Origin of the sequence: Modestobacter sp. NPDC049651 (assembly GCF_040659695.1) — a bacterium.
Classification (GTDB): domain Bacteria; phylum Actinomycetota; class Actinomycetes; order Mycobacteriales; family Geodermatophilaceae; genus Modestobacter.
This window is the reverse complement of sequence record NZ_JBFAOG010000001.1, coordinates 328049-347996: the sequence shown is the minus strand read 5'-3', so window position 1 is coordinate 347996 and position 19948 is coordinate 328049. Positions and strand designations below refer to the sequence as shown.

Below are 19948 nucleotides of genomic sequence, written 5' to 3'. Positions count from 1 at the left end.
GGGCCCGGTGGGCTCCTCCGCCGGCAGGTCGGGGGTGGCGGTCTCGGCGGTCAGTGGATGACCCCCGAACGGATGCCGAGCGCCACCATGTGCGCCCGGTCGCCGGTGCCGAGCTTGCGCGCGATGCGCGCCAGATGGCTCTTCACCGTGAGTGCGGACAGGTCCACCTTCTCGCCGATCTCCTTGTTCGTGTGCCCGTCGGCGACCAGCCGCAGGATGTCGCGTTCGCGCGCCGACAGCTCGCCGACGGCTTCCTCGACCCCGGACCGGGTCAGCCCCTGGGCGAGGCTGGTGGCGATGCCCGGGTCGGCGAAGACCTCGCCGGACAGCGCCGCCCGCAGGCCACCGGTGAGGGTGGTCAGCGGGCTGGACTTGAGCAGGTACCCCTGCACCCCGGCGAGGAACGCGGCGCGGACCACCGCCGGGTCGGTGACCGCGGTGAGCACGACCGTGACCGGCCAGCCCTCCTCCCTCAGCGTCGGCAGCAGCTCCAGGCCGCGCCCCGGGTCACCGCCGTGGGCGGCGCCCTCCGGGCCGACCTCGGGGAGGTCGACGTCGAGCACGCACAGCGCGCGGGGGCCGGACACGTGGGCGCGGACCCGGGCCTCCTCCAGGGAGGCGGCCTCCTCGACCTCGCGGGCGCCGAGCCCGCGCAGCCGGTGGGCCAGCGCCTCGCGCAGCAGCGGCGCGGGGTCGACCACGAGCGCACCGGCGTTCGGGCCGAAGAGCGCGCCGTCGGCCCAACCCCCCGCCGACCCGGGAGACGACGCGTTCAGCGCCACACCTGCCTCCCGTCTCCGGCCGGCCTGCGGGGCGGGCCGACCGACGTGCCCGAGCACTCGGCCCAGCGTGCGTTGGGCCGGGTGGAGTACGGGAGGAGTCTAGGCGCCCGCGTCGGCGCCGGGCGCCGGCGAGCCGAGCAGGTGCACGCCGGGCGGGGGCAGCCCGGCCGCGTTGCCCAGCACCTCGAGCCACGCGCCCAGGTGCCGGTCGAGGTCGGTGCCCTCCGCCGTCCAGGAGGCCCGGATCTCGACGTCCACGGTGTGCTCGGGCGCGGCGATCGAGCCGAACCGGGTCGAGGCCGTGCGGGTGACCGTGCCGCCCACCGAGTGGTGCCCGGCGCCGCTGTCCTCCAGGGCGTCGGTCAGCCAGCTCCAGGCGACCTCGCTGAACATCGCGTCGTCGACCATGTGCTCGTCGGTGACGGCGGAGACGTAGCCGACGCAGCGCGTGGTGCCGGCCCAGGCCTCGTGCCCCGCGGGGTCGAACAGCACGATGAACCGGCCGCTGGCGACCTCGACCTCCTCGCCGTCGACCAGCTCGCCCACCCGGGCGCCGACCGCGTGCGACCAGGGCGCCAGCCGCTGGGGGGCGGGGATGTGCTCGAGCACGATCTCGGGCCGGGGGTGCACCGTGGCCAGCGCGTCGAGGGCGGCCTGGAACTCGGCCGGCTTCGCCCCCTCGGGGAGCGGGCCGGCGTCGGGGGCACCGTCGCGGACGGCGTCCGGGCGCGTGCGCTGCGGGGCCACGGCTGCAGGGTAGGTCGTGGACCGCCGGATCGCCCGCCCCGACGCGCCGTCGCGGGGCGCCCCGGGTCGTCTGGGAGACTGGGCAGCCGTGGCACCTGCATCCGGCCCCGCCGACTCCGACCTGGTCCGCGCGGCGCGCGGGCTGCCCGTGACCCGCACGCCCGTGTGGTTCATGCGCCAGGCCGGGCGGTCGCTCCCGGAGTACCGGGCGCTGCGGGCAGGCACCGCGATGCTGGCCGCCTGCCAGGACCCCGGCCTGGTCACCGAGATCACCCTGCAGCCGGTCCGCCGGCACGGGGTCGACGCGGCGATCCTGTTCTCCGACATCGTGCTGCCGCTGGTGGTGGCCGGGGTCGACATCGAGATCAAGCCGGGCATCGGGCCCGTCGTCGCCTCGCCGGTGCGCACGGTGGCCGACGTCGACGCGCTGCCGCCCCTGGAGCCCGAGCGGCTGGAGTTCCTGGCCACCGCCGTCCGCGCCCTGGTCGGCGAGCTCGGCGCCACGCCGCTGATCGGCTTCGCCGGCGCGCCGTTCACGCTGGCCACCTACCTGATCGAGGGCGGCCCGTCGAAGGAGCACGCCCGCACCAAGGCCTTCATGTACGCCGAGCCGGCGGCCTGGCAGCGGCTGCTGGAGCGGCTGGCGGTCTCGGCGGCCACGTTCCTGCGCGCCCAGGTCGACGCGGGGGTGAGCGCGGTCCAGCTGTTCGACTCGTGGGCCGGCGTCCTCTCGCCGGTCGACTACGCCACCCGGGTCCTCCCGCACTCCCGGGCGGTGTTCGACGGGCTGAGGGCGGGTCGGGTGGGTGACGAGGCGGAGGTCCCGAAGATCCACTTCGGGGTCGGCACGGGGGAGCTGCTGCCGCTGATCGGCGAGGCCGGCGTCGACGTCGTCGGCGTCGACTGGCGGGTGCCGCTGGACGAGGCCGCCCGCCGGGTCGGCCCGGGCTACAGCCTGCAGGGCAACCTCGACCCCGCCGTCCTGCTGGCCGACCGGGCCACCGTCGACCGCGAGGTGCGCCGGGTGGTCGAGCAGGGCCGCGCCGCCCGTGGGCACGTGTTCAACCTCGGTCACGGTGTGCTCCCCGACACCGACCCCGGCGTGCTCACCCACGTCGTCGAGCTCGTCCACGAGCTGACCGCCCGGTCATGACCAGGCGCCTCGTCGTCGTCGGCGGCGGCCTCGCCGGCCTGACCGCCGCGTGGGAGTGGCGGCAGTCCCGCCCGGACGACGAGGTCGTCGTGCTGGAGGCCGACGAGCGGCTCGGCGGCAAGCTGGACCGGGTCGAGCTGGCCGGGCAGTGGTACGACACCGGCCCCGAGGCGATGCTCGCCCGGGTGCCCGACGCGGTCGAGCTGGTGCGGGCGCTGGGGCTGGGCGACCAGCTGGTGCAGCCGCAGACCACCCAGGCCTCGATCGTGCTGCCCGAGGGCCGCTTCCCGCTGCCCGCGGGCACCGTGCTGGGCGTGCCCACCTCGGCCGAGGGGCTGGACGGCGTGCTCACCCCCGCCGGCGTCGCCCGGGTCGCCGCGGAGGCCGAGCTGCCGCCGCTGCGGCTCGACGGTGACGTCGCGGTGGGCCGGCTGCTGCGCGAGCGGGTGGGCGACGAGGTGGTCGACCGGCTGGTCGAGCCGCTGCTCGGCGGGGTCTACGCCGGCCGCGCCGACGAGCTGTCGCTGGAGGCGACGATGCCCGGGCTGGCCGCGCAGCTGCGCCGGTCGCCCTCGGTGCTCGCCGCGGCCACCGCCGCCCGCGAGGCCGGCGCGCGCAGCCGCGGCGACGCCGACGGCCCGGTGTTCATGACGGTCGCGCCGGGCATCGGGTCGCTGCCCGCGGAGCTGGCGCGGGCCGGCCGTGCGGAGGTCCGGCTGGGCACCCGCGCCGAGCGGCTGGCGCGCACCGGCGGCGGCTTCACCGTCACCCTCACCTCCGGGGAGCAGCTCGCCGCCGACGCGGTCGTGCTGGCCACCCCGGCCGGCCCCACCGCCCGGCTGCTGGCCGACGTCGCCCCCGACGCCGTCGCGCCGCTGGCCGGCATCCCGTACGCCTCGATGACCGTGGTCGCGATGGCCTTCCCCGCGCAGCCGGTGCCCGCCGGGTCCGGCCTGCTCGTCCCGCCGGTCACCGGCCGGCTGGTCAAGGGCGTCACCGTCTCCTCGGCGAAGTGGCCGCACCTGTCCGACGACGGGGTGCTGCGGGTCCGCTCGTCGGTGGGCCGCCACGGGGACGCCCCCGACCCGCGCGGCGACGCCGAGCTGACCGCCGCCGTCGTGGCCGACGTCGCCGACCTGCTGCAGCTGGAGAGGCCCGAGCCGCTGGACACCTCCCTGGTGCGCTGGGCCGACGGCCTGCCTCAGTACCTGGTCGGGCACCCCGGCCGGGTGGCGGCGGTCCGCGCGGCGGTGGCCGCCGTCCCCGGGCTCGCGGTGGCCGGCGCGACGTACGAGGGCGTCGGCGTCCCGGCCTGCATCCGGGACGCGCGCCGGGCGGTCCGGGCACTGCTCGGCTGAGCCCGCCCCGGCGGGGAGGGCCGCGCCGGCGGCGGTCCACAATGGGGGTCATGAGCACGGACGAGCAGACGGCGGGCACCCGCAGCGCGGAGGAGATCGCCGAGGCGGTCAACGCGGCCACCCGGTACACGATGTGGTCGGTCTTCCGGCTGACCGCACCGCTGGCCGACGAGCGGCGCACGGCGCTGGCCGACGAGGTCAGCGGGCTGTTCGAGGAGCTCGCGGGCAAGGACGTCGTCGTCCGCGGCACCTACGACGTCGCGGGCCTGCGCGCGGACGCCGACCTGATGATCTGGTGGCACTCGGGCGACCCCGAGGCGCTGCAGGAGGCCTACACCCGCTTCCGGCGCACCGCGCTGGGCCGGCAGATGGAGCCGGTCTGGTCGCAGATGGCCATCCACCGCCCGGCCGAGTTCAACCGCAGCCACGTGCCGGCGTTCCTGGCCGAGGAGGAGCCGCGCCGCTTCATCTGCGTCTACCCGTTCGTGCGGTCCTACGAGTGGTACCTGCTGCCCGAGGACGAGCGGCGGGAGATGCTGCGCGAGCACGGCATGCAGGCCCGGCCGTTCCCCGACGTCCGGGCCAACACGGTCGCCGCGTTCGCCCTCGGCGACTACGAGTGGCTGCTGGCCTTCGAGGCCGACGAGCTGCACCGCATCGTCGACCTGATGCGCGCGCTGCGGGCCAGCGCCGCCCGGCGGCACGTGCGCGAGGAGGTGCCGTTCTACACCGGCACCCGCCGTCCCGTCGCGGAGCTCGTCGCCAACCTCGCCTGACCCGGCACGACGGAGCCCCGGTGACCTGCTGGTGACCGGGGCTCCGTCGTGCGGTGGGCTCAGCCCTCGCTGAGGGTGATGCTCACCGAGTTGATGCAGTAGCGGTCGCCGGTGGGCGTCTGCGGGGCGTCGGCGAACACGTGCCCGAGGTGGCTGTGGCAGCTGCCGCACAGCACCTCGGTGCGGAGCATGCCGTAGCTGCGGTCCTCGCGGAGGACGACGTTGTCGGCGGTGCTGGGCTCGTAGAACGACGGCCAGCCGCAGTGCGAGTCGAACTTGGTCTCCGAGCGGAACAGCTCCGCGCCGCAGGCGCGGCAGGAGTAGACGCCGACGGCCTTGGTGTCGACGTACTCACCGGTCCAGGCCCGCTCGGTGCCCGCCTCGCGGAGGACGGCGTACTCCTCCGGGGACAGCTGGGCGCGCCACTCCTCGTCGCTCTTGACGACCTTCGGCTGCTGGGCGGATGTGGTCATGACCCCACGGTACGGCGGCGCCGCCACCGCCCGGTCGCGGTGGTCAACGGCCGGAGAGCAGGCCCACCAGCCGGGTCACGAGCTCCGCGAGCACCGTCCGCAGCCGGAAGCCGGTGGGCGCGGTCTCACCGGACGAGCCGGTCAGCTCGACGTCGTGGGCGCCGGCGGGCAGCCCCACCGGCACCCGGAAGGTCACGTGCACGGTGCCGGACCCGTCGGCCACCGCGGACCCCAGCCGGCCGTTGCGCGCCGGCAGCGAGACGGTGACCTTCTCGCCGGCCGCGAAGCCGGTGCCGGTGACGCCCACCTGGTCCCCGCGCAGCGGCGTCGCGGTGCTGATCGTCGCGGTGGCCGGCACGTCCGTGCGCAGGCCGAGCACGATCGGGTCGTGGTCGCTGGCCCGGTAGGGGTCCGGCGTGTACAGCTCCTCCCGCCCGTCGTACTGGTACGCGGCGGACTCGACGGCGTCGACGTCCCACACGTCCAGGCCGGTGACCTTGCCGGCCAGCGACGCCGACGCCAGCGCGTGGTCGAGCGAGCCGGAGCCGCCGTCGAAGACGTAGCTGTACCGGCCCGGCGCCAGGACCGGGCCGAGGTCGGTGAAGCCGGCCGCGGTGACCACGTCGATCGGGTCCTCCTCGGCGTAGCTGTTGAAGTCGCCGGTCAGCAGCACGTCGGGGTCGCCGGTGTCCCGGGCCACCGCGGCGGCGAAGTCGACCAGCGCCCGCGCCTGGCGCACCCGGTCGCCGTTGTAGGCGCCCGCGCCGGAGCCGGTGTCCGCGTTGTCGCCGGTGGCGCCGCTGCCGCCCTTGCTCTTGAGGTGGTTGGCGATCACGGTGAACGTCTCGTCGCCGGCCCGGAAGGTCTGCGCGACGGGGGAGCGCGCGTTGCCGAACGCGGTGAGGTCGGCCGGCACCCGCGGCTCGCCGACGGCGGTCACCCGGTCGGTCCGGTAGACGATCGCGTTGGTGATGACGTCGGTGTCCTCGTGCGCCTCGACGTACGCCCAGGCGTGGCCGTCGGCGGCCTCCAGCGCGGCGACCAGCGTCCCGACCGCCCGGTAGGGCGTCGCGGGCGTGGTCACCGCGGAGTTCTCGATCTCGTGCAGCGTGACCAGGTCGGCGTGCAGCGCGGTCAGCGCGCTGACCGTCTTGGCCTGCTGCTGGGCCAGCTCCGCGGCGGTCTGCGCTCCCCGGGACTGCCCGCCGGTGGTGACGAAGTAGTTGAGCACGTTGAAGTCGGCGACGCGCAGGTCGCCGCCGACCTCGGGGGCCGCCGCCGGCCGGGGGTTGGTCGCCGCGAAGGTGGTGCCCGCCGCGCTCCCGTCCGCGGGTTCGAGCACGTACCCGCCGAAGGCGTAGGAGAGCACCTGCGGCTGCAGCCGCGCGGTGTCGCCGACCCGGACCGGGTCGGTGCGGGTCAGGTACGGCAGCGCGTCTGCGGACCGGGACAGGTCCGCCGTCCGGCCGTCGTCGAGCAGCACCGACCGCCGGGCGTTCTCCTCCGCCAGGGCGGCGGCCGCCGGGCCCGGGTCGGCGACCTCGGTCGGGGTGACCAGCCGGCCGCCCGCGGACAGCAGCAGCTGGCCGTACCGGTCCAGGTCGTGCACGTCGCTGACGGTCAGGTCGGCGGGCGGGGCGACGAGCATGCCCTCCAGTGCCTCGCGCTGGGCGGGTGTCGAGGGCAGCGGGAGGAGCGCCGGGGCCGGGGGCTCCGCGCTGCCGCAGCCGCTGAGCGCAACGTCGGTCAGCTCGGTGAGGCCGTTGAACTCGGCCACGGTGCCGCGCACGACCACCCGGTCGCCGGGCGCCAGCTCGCCGGGTGCCCGGTGCACGAACACGCCGTCGGAGGTCGCCGGGTCGCCGTCCCCGGCGTCCTGCACGAACACCCCGTCGAAGCCGCCGTCCTGCAGGTCGCCGACCACGGTGCCGGCGACGGTCACCACCTGGCCGGCGAGCGGGCCGGCGTCGCCGCTGCCCTGCACGGCGCCGATCGCCACCGTGGCGGCGTCGCACGCGGGGCCGTCGGCGGCGGCCGCCGGGCTGGCGGTGACCGCGCCGGCGACCAGCAGGGCGCCGGCGGTCAGGCCGAGCAGGGCGGAGCGGGTGGACCGGCGGTGGTGCACGGGACTCCTCGGGCGCGCGGTGCAGGTGGGGCCTCTGCGTCTGTGTCCACTGCATCCTGGCAGCACTCTGTGCAGCGGGCGGGGACTCTGCGTGATCACCGTGGTCGGTGCGGCGCGTCCCGCCGGACACGCCGCCGCCGGGGTGCTCGTACCGTTGCCCCTGCCCCCGCAGGACCCCGAGAGGACCCATGAGCGCCCCGCAGCCCCTGCCCGACACCTGGTTCTCCCGCGACCTCCCGGTGCTCCGGGCGATCGCCCGCCTCGTCGACGAGCCACCGCACGGGAGCGCGCCCTACCTGGGCGCTGTCGTCCCGGCCAGCGGCCTGCCCAAGCCGCAGGTGGTCGCGGCCGCGCGGGCGCTGGTCGACGGCGGCTACGTCGAGGCCCTCACCAACTACGCCGGGGAGATCGTCCGGTTCACCGGGCTCTCCCCGGAGGCCCGCCGGCTGACCGGGCTCTGGCCGACCCCGCAGGGGGAGTGGGAGCGGCTGCTCGAGCAGCTCGAGCAGCGCGCGGCCGGCGCGCTGACCGACGTGGAGCGGGCCCGGTGGCGGGCGCTGGCCGACGCCGCGACCGCGCTCGGGCCGGACGACGGCGCGCTGCTGATGTCGGCGCTGATCGGCGGGTACGTGCCGCGCGGTCGCTGACGCGCGACGAGCCCGGAACACGGCAACGCCCCCTGCCCGGCGGACCGGGCAGGGGGCGTTGTCGTGTTCGAGTGGCGTGCCACCCGATCCGGGATCAGATCGGGTTGACGTTCGCAGCCTGCGGGCCCTTCTGGCCCTGCTCGATGTCGAAGCTGATGCGCTGGCCCTCGTCGAGCGAGCGGTACCCGCTGGTCTGGATGGCCGAGTAGTGGACGAACACGTCGGGGCCGCCCCCGTCAGGGGTGGCGAAGCCGAACCCCTTCTCGGCGTTGAACCACTTGACAGTTCCTTCGGGCATTGCTCGCTCCTAGCTGAGGTCGTACATCGGGGTCCTGCCAGTGCGCAGGGCCTTCCCGACGTGGTGAACCCTAGCGGCACGAGAGCCCGTTGTGCTCCCCGGCACCACATCGATTTCGGATCAGTTCCGGCGGTAGAGCTCGGTGGCCAGCTCGACGGCGGCCGCCGCCGCCGGGTGCGGGTCGTCGCGCCACCAGGCCAGCCGGACGGCGATCGGCTCGGCGTCCCGGATCGGCCGGAAGACGACGCCCGGCCGCGGGTACTGCGCCGCCGTCCCCTCCGCGGTCACGCCCACGCAGCGGCCGGTCGCGATGACGGTCAGCCAGTCGTCGACGTCGGTGGTGTGCTCGACGGCGGGGCGGGCGCCCTCGGGCCACAGCTCGGGCGTGGTGGTGCCGGTGCGCCGGTCGACGAGCAGGGTGCGCTCGCCGACCTCGGCCAGCCGCAGCGACCGGCGCCGCGCCCAGGGGTCGTCGGCGGCCACCGCGCACAGCCGCCGCTCCAGCCCGACCAGCGCGCTGCCGAACCGGCGGGGGTCGGGCGCGAGCCGGACGACGGCCACGTCGCAGGCCCCCTCCGCCAGCCCCGCGGTGGCGGAGTTGGTGCGCACCAGCTGCAGCTCCACGTCCGGGTGCGCGGCGGCCCAGCGGCGCTGGAACGCGGTGGTGTGCCGGCCCAGCGCGGACCAGGCGTGACCCACCCGCAGCCGGGTGCGGCCGCCCGCGGCGTCGGCCACCAGGTCGTCGGCGTCGGCGAGCAGCCGGCGGGCGCGGGCCAGCGCCCGCTGCCCGGCGGCGGTGGGCACGACCTGCCGCGGGGTGCGCCGCAGCAGCAGCACGCCGAGCTCGGCCTCCAGCGCGGCCAGCGTGCGGGAGACCGCGGCCTGCGAGATGCCCAGCTCCACCGCGGCGTCGGTGAGCGTGCCGGCGTCCGCGATCGCGACCAGGCAGCGCAGCTGCCGCAGCTCCACTGCCATGCGTTCAGCGTATGGCACGAGCGGGGATTGCATTTTGCGCATCGCGCGCCGAGCCGCAGGCTGGGCGCGTGGGCACCCCGGAGACGCTGGCCGAGGCCCCGCCGCGCACGGGGGCGGCGGGGCCCACGGTCGGGGACCTGCCCGCGACCGCGGACGCCGCGTGGGTCGGCGTGGCGATGATGGTCGGCAGCGCGCTGTCCAACCAGGTCGGCGCCGCGGTCGGTGCGCTGGCGTTCCCCGCGATCGGGGCGGTCGGGGTGGTCGCCGTCCGCCAGTGGGTGGCCGGGGTGGCGCTGACCGCGCTCGCCCGGCCGCGGCCGTGGACGTTCACGGCCGCGCAGTGGCGCCCGGTGCTGCTGCTGGCCGCCGTCTTCGCGACGATGAACCTCTCCCTCTACACCGCGGTCGACCGGATCGGGCTGGGGCTGGCCGTGACGCTGGAGTTCCTCGGCCCGCTGGCCGTGGCGCTGACCGCGTCCCGCCGCCGGGCGGACCTGGCCTGCGCGCTGGTGGCCGCGGCCGGCGTCGTCGTCCTCACCCGGCCGCAGCCGACCACCGACTACACGGGGATCGCGGCCGGCCTGCTGGCCGCCGCCTGCTGGGCCACCTACATCCTGGTCAACCGCGAGCTGGGGCGGCGGGTGCCCGGCGGGGCGGGGCCGGCCACGGGCGCGGCGCTGTCGGCGCTGGTCTTCGTGCCGGTCGGCGCGGTCGTGCTCGCCGCGCACCCGCCGTCGGCCGCGACGGTGGCCTGCGCGGTGACCGCGGGCCTGCTGGCTTCGGCGGTGCCGCTGCTGGTCGACCTGATGGCGCTGCGCCGGGTGCCGACCGGCGCCTACGGCATCTTCATGAGCATCAACCCGGTGCTCGCCGCGGTCGTCGGTCTCGTGGTGCTGCGCGAGGCGCTGCCCTGGGACGCCTGGGCGGGCATCGCGGCGATCGTCGCGGCCAACGCCGCCAGCCAGCTGCCGGCCGCGCGGCGGCGGGTCAGGTCCGGAGGAACCCGGTGAGCGAGGTGTCCGGCCGCCACGACTCGACGACCAGCGGCTCGGGCTCCGCCCACCCGGCGAGCTCGGCGACGGCCCGGTCCCGCTGACGGCGCCGCCAGCGGTGCGCGGCGATGTCCCCGCCGACGAGCAGGGCGATCACCACGGCCACGACGAGCGCGGCCTGGGCGCACGCGGTCGCGACGTCCAGCGCGGTGAGGCGCGGCCAGCCGACCGCCTCGAGCTGGTGGCCGACGACCTCGGTCGCGACGTACAGCAGCCCGTAGACCACGAATGCGGTGCGCATCTCCCTCTCCTCCGGTCGTCGGTGACGCTGCTTCCCCGGTGACACCGGTTCCTCGGTGACACCAGGGTCTTCGACCGGGGTACCGCCGGCTGGAGCCCGCGCACCAGCCGGGACCGCCCCGCTCACCCGCACGGGTGAGGAGCTCACATGAAGTTGCGGGTGTGCAGCGAGGAGAGCTCCGCCGCCTCGTCGTCGGGGAAGCCGAGCCGGTGCAGCCGCTGCCGGCGGCCGTCGTCCATCGTGGCGTGCAGCTGCTGCACCGCGCGGTGCCCGCGGGCGATCGCCTCCGGCGTCCACTCCCCGGCGGCGAGCACGACCAGGGAGTCGAAGACGTCGGCGTTGAGCCCGGCGGTGTCGACCAGCGCGTCGTGCCGCCGCTCGATCGCCGCGCGCAACCGGCCGCGCAGCGTCGGGTCCAGCGCGCCCTGGTGCTCCAGGTGGGCGACGCCGAACGCCACGTGCCGCGCCTCGTCGACCCGGGCCAGCCGGGTGACCTGCCGGGTCACCGGGTCGGGGGCGTGCTGGTCGAGGAAGCCCAGCAGCGACAGGAAGCTGCCCTCGCCGAGCACCGACAGCAGGAAGGAGGCCAGCGAGAAGTCGGCCTCGTTGAGCAGCGAGTGCAGCGACTCGCGCCCGCCGGCCGACGAGGTGCCCATCTGCCCGCCGACCATCAGCGCCCGCCGGGTGAACACCTCCATGTGCCGCGCCTCGTCGGCGGCCTGGACGGCGAGCAGCTGCAGCACCTCGCGGAAGTGCGGGTGCACCCGGGCCAGCAGCCGGGCCGGGATGACCAGCGCGGCCTGCTCGTTCTCGACCAGGTAGGTCATCACCTGGACGACGGCCGCCTCGATCTCGGCCGGCAGCGCGTCGGTCAGGGTCCAGTCGACGGCCGTCGCCGGGTCCCACTGCGCCGCCGCGGCGTGCGCGTACAGCCGCGGCGCGAGGTCGGCCCAGACCACGTCCCGGTCGGCGACGTCGAAGCCCGGGGCGGGGCCGCCGGCCTCGACCAGGGCGCCGCGGGCGGCCAGCCCCCAGTGCGCGGGCGGGCGCCGCACGATGCCGCCCGGGGTGGGGTCCCCGGCCCGCTCGGCACCGGCCCAGCGCAGCTCCTCCGCGTCGCCGCGGACCACGTCGTAGCCGCCGTCCGGGTCGACGGCGAAACCGTGCCCCTCGGCCCGGCACCAGGCGCGCAGGTGCACGCCCAGCGCCGGGTCGCTGCCGCGCACCCGCAGCCGGCCGCCGATCGGCACGCCGCGCAGCGCGCGGCGCACCAGCAGGTGCGCGCCGGCGTCGAAGCCGAGCCGCGCGAGGTCGACGAGCGCAGCGGGGGACGGGGCCGCGGGGGACGGGGCGGCGGAGGTCACGGCCGGTAGCCCTCGGCGAGCACCGTCCCGTCGGCCGCGTAGAAGCCGCTCTCGTCGACCGCGGTGGTGAGCGGGCCGAAGCCGCTGGTGCGGCCCGCCCGCCACTGCCGCAGGCCCTCGAGGTCCAGCAGCGGCCGCACCGCCGGGTCGCCGTAGGACATCGACAGCAGCAGCTCGACGAACCGGTCGGCCAGCGCGGCCGGCGCGGTGTCGACCAGCGTCATCGTGCAGTGGTCGAACTCCGGGGTCTGCGCGAGCACCCGGGTGGCCCCGGCCGGCAGCACGCCCTCCTGGGTGAACAGCAGGTGGTTGCCGTCGATCATGCAGGCGGCGTCGACCTCGCCGGCCACCAGTGCCCGGGCGGCGTCCCGCTCGCCGCCGATGTGGTCGCCGTGCAGGCCCACCCCGACGTCGAACCGGCGCACCGTGAGGTCGCCGTCGGCCAGCCCGCCGGCGCGCAGGAACGACAGCGGCAGCAGCGTGGCCTGCGGGGAGTCGACCGCGCCGGTGGCCACCGTGCGGCCCTTGAGGTCAGCGACCGTCTCGATGCCGGCGTCGGCCCGGACGACGACGACCGAGGTGAGGTCCTGGTCGGTGTCCCGCATGACCGCCGAGCGCACGGTGCGGCCGGCCGCGGCCGCCAGCCGGACCGAGCGCACCCAGGCCAGCGGCGAGTTCCAGGCGGCGTCGAGGCGGCCGGCGACCAGGTCCTCGACCTGCCGCTCGTAGTGGGAGTAGAGGACGAAGTCGAAGGGCAGCCCGGCCTCGCGCAGCCAGACCCGGAAGCCCTCCCAGATGGTCACGACCTTGGGGTCGTAGGCCACCGCGCCCATGACCAGCACGTCGCCGGGCATCACGCCTGCTCGGCGTCGAACAGGGGCAGGCCCAGGGAGATGCGGCCGACGAAGTCCTGCAGCGCGGCGGTGGTCGGCGCCATGACCCGGGCGGCGAGCGAGTCGCGGAACCGGCGCTCGACGCCGAGCTCCTTGCGGAACGCGGACCCGCCGCACAGCGCCATCACCCCGCCGGCGACCTCCGCCGCGGCCTCGGCGGCCACCGCCTTGACCTCCAGCACCCGCAGCGTGGCGTCCGCGCGCCCGGTGCCCAGCGCCGTGAGGGTGTCGGCGAGGAAGGCGCGCACGCCGTCGACCCGCAGCTTCAGCCGGGCGAACTCGGCCCGGGGGAGCGCCTGCTCGGCCAGGCTCACCCCGAGGTGCTCCAGCCGGGTGCGGGTGAGGTGGGTGGTGGCGTCGGCGAGCAGCGCCTCCATCAGGCCCAGCGAGAAGGCGGCGTTGCCGACGAGGAAGGTCGGCAGCGCGGTGCCGAGCGCGATGTCCAGACCGGCGCCGTCCGCGCCGAGCTGCGCCGCCGCCGGGACGACGGCGCCCTCGGCGCGCACCGGCCGCGAGTTGTTGCCGCGCAGGCCCACGCCGTCGAACTCACCGGCCACCGCCACGCCGGCGGTGGCCGAGGGCACCAGCCACAGCGTCATCGGCCCCTCGGCGGCCAGCGGGCGGCTGGACCACACGTAGCTGTCGGCCTCCCCGGCGGAGGTGACCCAGCTCTTGGCGGCGTCCAACCGGACGTGGTCACCCTCGGCGGCGGCGGTGCTCAGCGGCGCCCAGAAGTGGCTGCGCGAACCGGCCTCGGAGAACGCCAGCGTGCTCAGGTGCTCGCCGCGGGCGATCGCCTGCCGGACGTCGTCCGGGCCGTGCGCCTCGAGCACCGCGGTGGCCGCGTAGTGCATGAGCAGCACCATCGCGGTCGAGCCGTCGGCGGTCGCCACCTGCTCGACGACCTGCGCGACGTCGGCCAGCGAGCCGCCCGCCCCACCCACCTCGCGGGCGCTGAGCAGGCCCAGCGCGCCCGCGCCGGCCAGCGCGGTGATGCCCTCCCGGGGAAAGGCGCCGGTGGCGTCGACCGAGGGCGCGGCAGGGGCGACCGTGTCGGCGACGACCGCGGCCACCCGGGTCGCGAGGTCGGTGGGCTCGGCTGTGACGGTGCTCATGATCAGCATCCAAGCCGACCGCCCTCGGGGCACCAAGCGCCCCTTTCACGTGGTGAGAAGGCGGTGCCCCCGGTCAGCCGAGCTCGGCGGCCACCATCGGCGTGAGGGTCAGGTGCGGCTTGTTGCGCTCCAGCAGCTGCACCGACCACTTGTCGGTGAACAGCGCCAGCAGCTCGCCGTCCGCCCGGCGCATGACCTCGACGTCGCGGGCCTGGGCCACCTCCGCGGCCGACTCCTCGTCGGTGATCCGGGCGATCCGGTACGGCAGGTTGTCCAGCGTGATCCGGGCGCCGAACTCGTGCTCCATCCGGTGGCTGGCCACCTCGAACTGCATGGGCCCGACGACGGCGAAGATCGGCGCGCCGTCGCCGCGCCGCTCGGAGACCAGCACCTGCACGACGCCCTCGCCGCCGAGGGTCTCGATGCCCTTGCGGAACTGCTTGTACTTGGCGGTGTCGGCGACCCGGGCCACGGCGAAGTGCTCCGGCGCGAAGGTGGTCACCGGCGGGAAGGTGACCGCGTCGTCGGCGTAGAGGGTGTCGCCGACCCCGAGCGAGGCGGCGTTGACCAGGCCGACGACGTCGCCGGGGTAGGCGGTCTCGATGGTCTCCCGCTCGCGGCCGAGCACCTGCTGGGCGTACTTGGTGGCGAACGGGCGGCGGGTGCGGGCGTTGGTGACGACCATGCCGCGCTCGAAGACCCCGGAGCAGACCCGCACGTAGGCCAGCCGGTCGCGGTGCCCGGTGTCCATGCCGGCCTGCACCTTGAACACGAAGCCGCTGAACGAGGAGTCCAGCGGGTGCGGCTTGCCCTCGGCGTCCGGCCGGTCGACCGGCGCGGGCGCCATCGACACCAGGACGTCGAGCAGCTGGCCGACGCCGAAGTTCGACACCGCGGAGGCGAACAGCACCGGCGTGGTGTCGTGGGCGAGGAACAGCTCCTGGTCGTGCACCTGGCCGGTCTCGGTGAGCAGCTCGGACTCCTCGACCGCCTGCGTCCACGCGTCGCCCTCCTGGGCGAGCGCCTCGTCGGCGGTGAGCACCTGCTCGGGGGCGATCGTGGCGCCGCCGGCGGTGCGGGTGAAGTGCCGGTAGGTGCCGTCCCGGCGGTCGAGCACCCCGCGGAAGTCACCGGCGATGCCGACCGGCCAGGTGAGCGGGGTGGGGGTGAGGCCGGTGCGGTCGGCGATCTCGTCCATCAGGGCGAGCGCGTCCATGCCGGGGCGGTCCCACTTGTTGACCACGGTGATGATCGGGATGCCGCGGTGCTTGCAGACCGCGAACAGCTTCATGGTCTGCGTCTCGAGGCCCTTGGCGGCGTCGATGAGCATCACGGCGGCGTCGACGGCGGTGAGCACCCGGTAGGTGTCCTCGGAGAAGTCGGCGTGCCCGGGGGTGTCGAGCAGGTTGACCACCGCGTCGCGGTACTCGAACTGCAGCGCGGCCGAGGTGATGGAGATGCCGCGCTGCTTCTCCAGGTCCATCCAGTCCGACACGGTGCCGCGGCGGCCGGCCTTGCCGTGCACGGCGCCGGCCTGGCCGATCACCCGGGCGTGCAGGGCGAGCGCCTCGGTGAGCGTCGACTTGCCGGCGTCCGGGTGGCTGATGACGGCGAACGTGCGCCGTCGGCCCGCCTCGTCCAGGACCTCGGCCGGGCTGTGCTCACTCACTGGTCTTCCTCCTCGAACCGGGCATGCGTCAACCCGAGAGGACGAGCGCCGGTGACACCGATGGTAGGCGGTGCCCGCGGCTGGGCAGGACCCGACGACCACCGACCGAGAGGCGCCCGCATGCCCACCCCGCGCTCCACGACCTGGCTCATCACCGGCTGCTCGACCGGCCTCGGCCGCGCCCTCGCCGAGCAGGTGGTCGCGGCCGGGCACTCGGTGGTGGCCACCGCCCGCGACCGGGCCGCCGTGGCCGACCTCGCCGACCCGGCGCCGGACCGGGTGCTGCCACTGCCGCTGGACGTCACCGACGCCGGTCAGGTGGCCGCCGCGGTGCAGCAGGCGGAGGAGCGGTTCGGCGGCGTCGACGTCCTGGTCAACAACGCCGGCTACGGCTACCGGGCGGCCGTGGAGGAGGGCGGGGACGACGACGTCCGGCGGCTGTTCGAGACCAACTTCTTCGGTGCCGTCGCGATGATCAAGGCGGTGCTGCCGGGGATGCGGGCCCGCCGCTCCGGCGCGATCGTCAACATCAGCTCGATCGGCGCGCAGATCACCCCGGTCGGGTCCGGCTACTACGCGGCGTCCAAGGCGGCGCTGGAGGGCATGTCCGGCTCGCTGCGCGGGGAGCTGCAACCGCTGGGGATCAGCGTGGTCGTGGTCGAGCCGGGGGCGTTCCGCACCGACTTCGCCGGCCGCTCGCTCACCCAGTCGGCCACCCCGATCGCCGACTACGCCGACACCGCGGGCCGCCGCCGCAAGGAGCACGACACGGTGCACGGCACCCAGCCCGGCGACCCCGCGAAGGCCGGGCAGGCGATCATCGCCGCCGTCGGGTCGCCGGAGCCGCCGGCGCTGCTGCTGCTCGGCACGGACGCGCTCACCAGCTACCGCGGGGTGCTCGACGCCCGGCGGGCGGAGGCGGACGCCTGGGCCGAGGTGAGCACCGGCACCGACTTCGGCTGAGCACCGGGAGCGCGCCGGATAAGGAGGCGATAAGCGGGACCCTGACGGCCGGCAGAGGTCCGCTTCCCGACCCTGACCGGCGTGACTGACCCGCAGCCGACCCGCACGCCCCGGTTCCCCCGCCCGCTGCCCGCCCTGCTGGCGGTCCTGCTCGCCGGCTCCGTGATCGCCGGTTCCGCGGTCCTGGTCCGCCCGGCGGCGAACCAGGACCGCGCCGCCGACCGGGTCGCCGCCCCGGCCCCCGCCGCGCGGGTGCCGTCGGTCGACTGGCCGGCGCAGGGGCAGGCCGCCTACACGACCTCGGCCACCGGGGTGCTGCGGCGCAGCGGACCCGAGCAGCCGGTGCCGATCGCCAGCGTGACCAAGGTGATGACCGCCCACGTCGTGCTGCGGGCCGCGCCGCTGCGGCCGGGGGAGTCCGGGCCCGTCATCCGGCTGACCGCGGCGGACGTCGCGGACACCGAACGGCGCCGGGCGGCCGGTGAGTCGGTGGTCCGCGTCGAGGCGGGCGAGGAGCTCACCGAGCTGCAGGCCCTGCAGGCGCTGCTGCTGCCCTCGGCGAACAACATCGCGGTGGTGCTGGCCCGGCACACCGCCGGCTCGGTCGAGGCGTTCGTGCGCCGGATGAACGAGGCCGCGCGGGAGCTGGGCATGTCCGGCACCACCTACCGCGACCCGAGCGGGATCGACGCCGGGACGGTGTCGACGGCGGCCGACCAGGTGCGGCTGTTCGACGCGGCGATGGCCGACCCGGTGTTCGCGGCGGTCGCCGGCAGCCGGACCGCGGAGCTGCCGGTGGCGGGCACGGTGCGCTCCACCAACACCCTGCTGGGGCAGGACGGCTTCGTGGCCGGCAAGACCGGCTCGCACGACGCGGCCGGTGGGTGCCTGGTGTTCCGGGTCGTCCGCGAGGTCGACGGGCGCCGGGTCACCGTCACCGGTGCGGTGCTCGGCCAGCGCGGCGGACCGCTGGTGCCGGCCGCCCTGGCCGCCGCCCGCGACCTCGCCGCGCAGGTGGTGACGGGGCCCGACGCCGCGGGCTGACGGCGGGCGGCGGCCGGCTCAGGCCGGGCGGGCGAGCAGGTCCTTGAGCGCCCGGTCGACGAACTCGTTGTCGGCGGGGTTGTTGCCCAGCCCCGCGAAGTGGCCGTAGATGCTCGGGATGACCCGCACCTCGCCGTCCGCGATGAACTGCGAGGCCCACTCCTCGTCCTCGGGCGGGAAGTACAGGTCGGTCTTCCCGGGCAGGGCGAGCAGCGGGCAGCGGATGGACCGGAGCGCGGCCTCGGTGTCGCCGTCGAAGCCCGGGGTCTGCCCCACGTCGCCGTGCTCCCACGTCCAGAGCATGGCCAGCAGGTTGTTGGGATCGCGGTCGTCGAGCCAGAAGCCCTCCCAGAACCCGACGATGAAGTCCTCGAGGGAGGAGTAGCCGATGTCCCGGTACTCCCGCTGCCGGTAGAAGGCCTGGGACAGGCCCCAGCCGGCGTAGATGCGGGCGAAGGCGCGCAGCCCGACGGTGGGCAGGGCGGTGGGCGAGTAGCGCCCGCTGTCGAAGACGGGGTCGGCGGTCAGGGCGGCCCGGAGGCTCTTCAGGAAGACCTGGTTGTGCTCGCTGGTGATCGACGCGCCGACGATCGGTGCCGCCCGCTTCACCATCTCCGGGTGGCTGACCGCCCACTGGTAGGTCTGCGCGGCACCCATCGAGGAGCCCAGGACGAGCTCGACCGACTCGATGCCCCACTTCTCCGTGAGCAGCCGGTGTTGCACCTCCACCTGGTCGTAGAAGGTGACCGGCGGGAAGTTCGGGCCGTCGTAGGGCGGTGGGGTGTTGCTGGGTGAGGTGGACAGGCCGTTGTTGAGCTGGTTCGGGACGACGATGAAGTACTCGTCCGGATCGCAGGCCATGCCCCGGCCGATCGTCCACTCGTTGGCGTCGTGCCAGGCGCCGAACCAGGTCGGGTGGACGATCACGTTGGACTTGTCCGCGTTCAGCGTCCCGTACGTCTTGTAGGCCAGCGTGGCCCCGCGCAGCGTCGCGCCCCGTTGCAGGACGACGTCGCCGAGGTCGAACACGTCGTGGTCGGTGGGCATCGGCATGTCGGCTCCGGGAGCTCGGGGACGCACGGTCCCGGGGAGCGTCCAGCGGACGCCGCGACGGTCACAGACCGCCGCGCGGGCCGGCGCGTCGTCACCGGCACCGGACGGCGAGCCGTCACGCAGGGCGTGCAGCTGCTCCGCGATCAGCCGGTGGGCGTCTTCTTCGCCCGGCTGGGCTGCACGCGCATCGGCTCGCCGGGCATCTTCGGGTAGTCCGGCGGATAGGGCATCTCGCCGAGCCCCTCGTCGCGCTCCTGCTTGTCGGCGAGCTCGACCAGCGGGGTGAGGTCGAAGGCGTGGTCGGCCAGGCCGGCGTGCTTGTCACCGACCTCGGCGAACCGCTTGGGCATGGTCAGCACGTCGAAGTCGAAGGGGGAGACGTCGGGCAGCTCGTCCCAGTCGACCGGGGCGCTCACCGGGGCGTGCGGCTTGGGCCGGATCGAGTAGGCGCTGGCGATGGTGCGGTCCCGGGCCATCTGGTTGTAGTCGATGAAGATCTTCTCGCCGCGCTCCTCCTTCCACCAGTTCATCGTCACGCGGTCGGGGATGCGCCGCTCCAGCTCGCGGCCGAAGGCGATGACCGCGCGGCGCACCTCGGGGAAGGTCCACCGCGGGAGGATCGGCACGTAGATGTGCACGCCGCGGCCGCCGGAGGTCTTCGGCCAGCCCTCCATGCCGAACTCGTGCAGCAGCTCGCGGACGTGCGGGGCGACCCACACGGCGTCGGAGAAGTCGGTGCCCGGCTGCGGGTCGAGGTCGATGCGGATCTGGTCGGGCTGCTCGACGTCCCCCTTGCTCACCGGCCACGGGTGGAAGGTGAGCGTGCCGAGGTTGGCGCACCAGGCGACCACCGCCACCGAGTCGGGGGCGATCTCGTCCGCCGTCCGCCCGCTGGGGAAGGTGATGTGCGCGGTCTGCACCCACTCGGGCGCGTTCTTGGGCACCCGCTTCTGGTAGAACGCGTCGCCCGTGTTGTCGACCCGGGTGGAGAGCCGGGCGCCCTCGAACACCCCGCCCGGCCACCGCTCCAGGGTGGTGGGGCGGTCCCGCAGGGCGAACAGGATGCCCTCGCCGACGGAGACGAAGTAGTTGACGACGTCGATCTTGCGGACGCCCTTGTCGGCGAAGTACGGCTTCTCCGGGCTGCTCACCCGGACCTCGTGCCCGTCGAGCTCCAGGACGACGGCGTCCTTGCTGCTGGCCACGACGGGCTCCTTCCG

General features: G+C 75.5%; 20 protein-coding genes. 7 read left to right on the top strand and 13 right to left on the bottom strand.

The window, feature by feature from the left end:
• Positions 1–50: 50 nt before the first annotated feature.
• Positions 51–782, bottom strand: a complete 732-nt coding sequence (locus tag AB0J00_RS01820) for a response regulator transcription factor (RefSeq protein ID WP_357739276.1) — start codon at positions 780–782, stop codon at positions 51–53.
• A gap of 99 nt (positions 783–881) precedes the next feature.
• Positions 882–1529 (bottom strand): DUF3000 domain-containing protein, encoded by a 648-nt coding sequence (locus AB0J00_RS01815; RefSeq protein ID WP_357739273.1) that lies wholly within the window; start codon positions 1527–1529, stop codon positions 882–884.
• Positions 1530–1617: 88 nt separating this feature from the next.
• Between AB0J00_RS01815 and hemE the strand changes: the two genes are divergently transcribed.
• The 3 genes from hemE to hemQ are packed head-to-tail and all read left to right on the top strand — an operon-like array spanning position 1618 to position 4816.
• Positions 1618–2682, top strand: coding sequence for a uroporphyrinogen decarboxylase (gene hemE / locus AB0J00_RS01810; RefSeq protein ID WP_357739270.1), 1065 nt, complete (start codon positions 1618–1620; stop codon positions 2680–2682).
• Positions 2679–4040 (top strand): protoporphyrinogen oxidase, encoded by a 1362-nt coding sequence (gene hemG / locus AB0J00_RS01805; RefSeq protein WP_357739267.1) that lies wholly within the window; start codon positions 2679–2681, stop codon positions 4038–4040. Before hemE ends, hemG begins: the two co-directional genes overlap by 4 nt.
• 50 nt (positions 4041–4090) lie before the next feature.
• On the top strand, positions 4091–4816 hold the full coding sequence (hemQ, locus tag AB0J00_RS01800) for a hydrogen peroxide-dependent heme synthase (protein ID WP_357739264.1): 726 nt from the start codon (positions 4091–4093) through the stop codon (positions 4814–4816).
• Positions 4817–4875: 59 nt separating this feature from the next.
• Here hemQ and msrB read toward each other — a convergent pair whose 3' ends face one another.
• A complete protein-coding gene (gene msrB, locus AB0J00_RS01795) occupies positions 4876–5289 on the bottom strand; it encodes a peptide-methionine (R)-S-oxide reductase MsrB (protein WP_357739261.1) in 414 nt (137 codons plus the stop codon).
• Between the two features lie 43 nt (positions 5290–5332).
• The gene (locus AB0J00_RS01790; protein WP_357739258.1) at positions 5333–7414 is read right to left on the bottom strand and encodes an ExeM/NucH family extracellular endonuclease; all 2082 of its coding nucleotides are present in this window, start codon (positions 7412–7414) and stop codon (positions 5333–5335) included.
• A 188-nt stretch (positions 7415–7602) separates the two neighbouring features.
• Between AB0J00_RS01790 and AB0J00_RS01785 the strand changes: the two genes are divergently transcribed.
• Positions 7603–8061, top strand: coding sequence for a hypothetical protein (locus AB0J00_RS01785; RefSeq protein ID WP_357739256.1), 459 nt, complete (start codon positions 7603–7605; stop codon positions 8059–8061).
• Positions 8062–8155: 94 nt separating this feature from the next.
• Here the strand turns inward: AB0J00_RS01785 and AB0J00_RS01780 are convergent, their stop codons facing one another.
• Both AB0J00_RS01780 and AB0J00_RS01775 read right to left on the bottom strand, forming a co-directional pair.
• The gene (locus tag AB0J00_RS01780; RefSeq protein WP_357739253.1) at positions 8156–8359 is read right to left on the bottom strand and encodes a cold-shock protein; all 204 of its coding nucleotides are present in this window, start codon (positions 8357–8359) and stop codon (positions 8156–8158) included.
• Positions 8360–8479: 120 nt separating this feature from the next.
• The gene (locus tag AB0J00_RS01775) at positions 8480–9334 is read right to left on the bottom strand and encodes a LysR family transcriptional regulator (protein WP_357739251.1); all 855 of its coding nucleotides are present in this window, start codon (positions 9332–9334) and stop codon (positions 8480–8482) included.
• A gap of 68 nt (positions 9335–9402) precedes the next feature.
• Between AB0J00_RS01775 and AB0J00_RS01770 the strand changes: the two genes are divergently transcribed.
• On the top strand, positions 9403–10344 hold the full coding sequence (locus tag AB0J00_RS01770) for an EamA family transporter (protein WP_357739249.1): 942 nt from the start codon (positions 9403–9405) through the stop codon (positions 10342–10344).
• On the opposite strand, the gene AB0J00_RS01765 is transcribed toward AB0J00_RS01770, so the two are convergent.
• The 5 genes from AB0J00_RS01765 to AB0J00_RS01745 form a co-directional block, all read right to left on the bottom strand.
• Positions 10322–10627: a hypothetical protein gene (locus AB0J00_RS01765; protein WP_357739246.1), complete on the bottom strand. Its 306-nt coding sequence runs from the start codon at positions 10625–10627 to the stop codon at positions 10322–10324. The genes AB0J00_RS01770 and AB0J00_RS01765 overlap by 23 nt on opposite strands.
• Positions 10628–10770: 143 nt before the next feature.
• Complete coding sequence (locus AB0J00_RS01760; protein ID WP_357739243.1) at positions 10771–11991, bottom strand: hypothetical protein; 1221 nt, start codon at positions 11989–11991, stop codon at positions 10771–10773.
• On the bottom strand, positions 11988–12845 hold the full coding sequence (locus tag AB0J00_RS01755) for a PhnD/SsuA/transferrin family substrate-binding protein (protein WP_357739240.1): 858 nt from the start codon (positions 12843–12845) through the stop codon (positions 11988–11990). Before AB0J00_RS01755 ends, AB0J00_RS01760 begins: the two co-directional genes overlap by 4 nt.
• Entirely contained in the window at positions 12845–13999 is a 1155-nt protein-coding gene (locus tag AB0J00_RS01750; protein WP_357739237.1) for an acyl-CoA dehydrogenase family protein, read from the bottom strand. Before AB0J00_RS01750 ends, AB0J00_RS01755 begins: the two co-directional genes overlap by 1 nt.
• A 73-nt stretch (positions 14000–14072) precedes the next feature.
• Positions 14073–15668 carry a peptide chain release factor 3 gene (locus tag AB0J00_RS01745; protein WP_357739234.1) on the bottom strand — a complete coding sequence of 532 codons (1596 nt, stop codon included), beginning with the start codon at positions 15666–15668 and terminating at the stop codon, positions 14073–14075.
• Positions 15669–15788: 120 nt separating this feature from the next.
• On the opposite strand from AB0J00_RS01745, the gene AB0J00_RS01740 reads away from it, so the two are divergent.
• The gene (locus tag AB0J00_RS01740; RefSeq protein WP_357739231.1) at positions 15789–16631 is read left to right on the top strand and encodes an oxidoreductase; all 843 of its coding nucleotides are present in this window, start codon (positions 15789–15791) and stop codon (positions 16629–16631) included.
• An 81-nt stretch (positions 16632–16712) separates the two neighbouring features.
• Entirely contained in the window at positions 16713–17675 is a 963-nt protein-coding gene (locus AB0J00_RS01735; protein ID WP_357739229.1) for a hypothetical protein, read from the top strand.
• An 18-nt stretch (positions 17676–17693) separates the two neighbouring features.
• On the opposite strand, the gene AB0J00_RS01730 is transcribed toward AB0J00_RS01735, so the two are convergent.
• Positions 17694–18728, bottom strand: coding sequence for an alpha/beta fold hydrolase (locus AB0J00_RS01730; protein WP_357739226.1), 1035 nt, complete (start codon positions 18726–18728; stop codon positions 17694–17696).
• Between the two features lie 143 nt (positions 18729–18871).
• Positions 18872–19933, bottom strand: coding sequence for a DNA polymerase domain-containing protein (locus AB0J00_RS01725; protein ID WP_357739223.1), 1062 nt, complete (start codon positions 19931–19933; stop codon positions 18872–18874).
• Positions 19934–19948: the final 15 nt, after the last annotated feature.

Excerpts from the sequence above, each read along its gene's own strand:
- AB0J00_RS01765 (WP_357739246.1), bottom strand. The coding sequence starts at position 10,627 with ATGCGCACCGCATTCGTGGTCTACGGGCTGCTGTACGTCGCGACCGAG.
- AB0J00_RS01730 (WP_357739226.1), bottom strand. The coding sequence starts at position 18,728 with ATGCCGATGCCCACCGACCACGACGTGTTCGACCTCGGCGACGTCGTC.
- AB0J00_RS01740 (WP_357739231.1), top strand. The coding sequence starts at position 15,789 with ATGCCCACCCCGCGCTCCACGACCTGGCTCATCACCGGCTGCTCGACC.
- AB0J00_RS01755 (WP_357739240.1), bottom strand. The coding sequence starts at position 12,845 with ATGCCCGGCGACGTGCTGGTCATGGGCGCGGTGGCCTACGACCCCAAG.
- AB0J00_RS01780 (WP_357739253.1), bottom strand. The coding sequence starts at position 8,359 with ATGCCCGAAGGAACTGTCAAGTGGTTCAACGCCGAGAAGGGGTTCGGC.
- hemQ (WP_357739264.1), top strand. The coding sequence starts at position 4,091 with ATGAGCACGGACGAGCAGACGGCGGGCACCCGCAGCGCGGAGGAGATC.
- hemG (WP_357739267.1), top strand. The coding sequence starts at position 2,679 with ATGACCAGGCGCCTCGTCGTCGTCGGCGGCGGCCTCGCCGGCCTGACC.
- msrB (WP_357739261.1), bottom strand. The coding sequence starts at position 5,289 with ATGACCACATCCGCCCAGCAGCCGAAGGTCGTCAAGAGCGACGAGGAG.
- AB0J00_RS01785 (WP_357739256.1), top strand. The coding sequence starts at position 7,603 with ATGAGCGCCCCGCAGCCCCTGCCCGACACCTGGTTCTCCCGCGACCTC.
- AB0J00_RS01775 (WP_357739251.1), bottom strand. The coding sequence starts at position 9,334 with ATGGCAGTGGAGCTGCGGCAGCTGCGCTGCCTGGTCGCGATCGCGGAC.
- AB0J00_RS01750 (WP_357739237.1), bottom strand. The coding sequence starts at position 13,999 with ATGAGCACCGTCACAGCCGAGCCCACCGACCTCGCGACCCGGGTGGCC.